A 2,419-nucleotide genomic window follows, 5' to 3' on the forward strand; every position below is an offset into this window, starting at 1 on the left:
ACCCAGCGGTGACGGGGGATGTATGCATCGACTTGGCCAAGCAGCCACAGAACGGGAAATGCAGCGAGCGCCCACCACGTGCCATTGATGATCTGCAAGGAAGCAACGGATGCAACAAGGAGGGAGTAGTTGAGACGAGACGGATAACGAATTGCCCAGGTGGCAGTGACGACCACAGCAACGCCCATCCACTGATAATCCACCACTACCCCACCGATTGCGAATGCTGCAAACGCAATGAACCAATTGCGCTCATACGCAACATAGACACCAAGTGCGAGAGTGAAAAGGACATTGAGCGGTAGAAAGATGCCGAACGCAGCGGCGTGCAGAGGTTGAGCAATTACAGCGCACACCAACATGGCGAAGAGAGAGCGACGAACGCGGTCGGTCGAATGATTCGATGCAAGGTTGTAAGCCAACACGATTGCGAAGATAGGAAACACGATGCGAGAAGCGTCACTCATCCATTGAAACGAGCCAGCCCACAAAACCTTATTGGTGTGGTCGAAGGTCATCAGAATGAGGGCCAAGCACTTGGCGATTTCACGACCACCCGATGAGAGCGACATAGCAGAAAGGTCACCAAGTAGCGGTGTACTTCTCGGGTACCTCGCCGGTGACTGGCGAACCCATGTGAGCAGAAATGACGGTACCAGCGACCGGAGAACTCGAAGACCCCACCGTTCGAGAAGTTGACTGTTCACGCGTAGGTTCCCTCTTGTTGGCGTATTCATGCTTGATGTTGAAAGGCAACGGGTCGGCGAGCAGTGCAAGACAACGAGCGCGCGGCATATCAATGACGAAACCGTCAGTGTTGAAACAGCGACAGGAACGGTCGCCGGATGCACAGCCCATAAGCGACGGCGTCGGAGCGGTATTCAGATCGGCGTATGCGCCCATGCCTGGCAATTGACCGAGGCCCTCCCCCTCCCCCACAGGTACATCGGACCCGAACACGGAGGGAGCCGGCCGCGGGCCACCTGCGGTGGCCTCCGCTTTTGCCGGCTCCCCTCCCCCGAAAAACACGCTCAGGTCCCAGCCCATCCACCACCACACGGCAGCGAGTACTACAACGAGCGAAAACGCAGTCGTCAGCCCGTTTTTAATCTTTTTCGGCAGCTTGAACTTGTGGGATGTGGTGTGGAGCGTGGCGCTCTTATAGCGATTGTACAGTTCCTTCGGGTACGACCAGACTTCTTCATCAGCCTTCTCGCGTTCGCGTTCGTCGTAGGGGTCTGGTTGACACCGTGACCAGACCATCGTGCCGGCGGCCTGTAGGCCCATGGAGCGATTCATGTGCACATGCCGGCCGCACTGCTGGCGGACGTTGTGATGCACCTTGGAGGGCCACTGCGTGATGATGACAAGGTCATAACCGCCGTGGCGGTGCGTGGACATAGCGCGGATGCGGTGGTCCTGCGATTCGCCGGGCTTACCAGTGGCAGGGAATAGCAGCCCGTAACGCTCTAAGCCGGGCGTGATTCCGTCCGCATGACCTTCGTCGTACTGCACGTAGCTGCCCTTGGGAAGCATCGTCCAGTCGTTGTGTTCGGGCATGCGTTGAACCCACGGAAATGCATCAGGGTTCTCTTCGCGGGTAGCGCCTGCAACGTTGGAGTAAAACTCGCGCTCGGGTTGATAGTCCTTATGGTCAGGCGGAAGCTTGGACCGGCGCTGATTGTCCAGATAGGCCGCTTCCATCTCAGCCATAGCCTTGAGCGTTTTTCCGTTGCCGGGCTGGCCTGAAATGATGGTCAGCATTACGGCGATCCCTGCGTGTGCACGCGCGCCAAGCCAGCAAGGCCAGCAAGCAAGGAAATTTTGGTCATCATCGCGCTGCCAATGATCGTGATGATGTCGCCCAATCCGCCCAGGAGCAGGACGTTCAACACGTCAGCAGCCATTCCGCCAAGGGCGTTGTTCAACTGATCCAAGCCGTATTCCAACAGGGGAACGAACGCGACATAGCCGACGATAGTCAGACCGGCACCCACCAAGGTGCGGGCGATGAATCCGCCAAGCACCCACATGCCGAGTTTCAGGAGAAGACCTTGCATGTCAGAACCTCATTGGGCGGGCGTTGACGACGATGAACGCAGCGCTGATCCACGCGCACGCAATCGCTACAGGACGCATGTATTCCATGAATCCGCAAATGCCCTCGTAACCGAACTCCACAGTGGTATCTAGGACAGATGCTGAAATGGGCGCAGGGCACGTGCCGGCGCCCAAACCACTGTCACGCTCCTGCCATTCGATTTCCTTTTCCTCGTAAGGAAGCTCTACATCGTCAGGAAGCTGCGGGTCGAGCTTGAACCAGTTGATGAACTCACAGACCACCGTGGCCCAATCGCAGAAGCCAGGCCAATCGGTTTGATTCGGCGGTTCCTGATCGCCCCAATCGGAATCAGTAACC

Annotated in this window: 4 protein-coding genes; all 4 read right to left on the minus strand. The window is 57.4% G+C overall.

Going from position 1 to position 2,419, the window contains the following annotated elements; translation table 11 throughout:
• On the minus strand, positions 1-518 hold a 518-nt coding region (locus AC04MI_RS24615), incomplete at its 3' end, for a TraX family protein (RefSeq protein ID WP_476498976.1).
• Positions 519-582: 64 nt separating this feature from the next.
• Positions 583-1,764, minus strand: coding sequence for a zonular occludens toxin domain-containing protein (locus AC04MI_RS24620; protein ID WP_435998645.1), 1,182 nt, complete (start codon positions 1,762-1,764; stop codon positions 583-585).
• Positions 1,764-2,060: a DUF2523 family protein gene (locus tag AC04MI_RS24625; RefSeq protein WP_435998647.1), complete on the minus strand. Its 297-nt coding sequence runs from the start codon at positions 2,058-2,060 to the stop codon at positions 1,764-1,766. The genes AC04MI_RS24620 and AC04MI_RS24625 overlap by 1 nt, the downstream gene beginning before the upstream one ends.
• A 1-nt stretch (position 2,061) precedes the next feature.
• On the minus strand, positions 2,062-2,419 hold a 358-nt coding region (locus AC04MI_RS24630), incomplete at its 5' end, for a virulence factor TspB C-terminal domain-related protein (RefSeq protein WP_476498977.1).

The organism is Acidovorax sp. LjRoot204 (assembly GCF_056175785.1).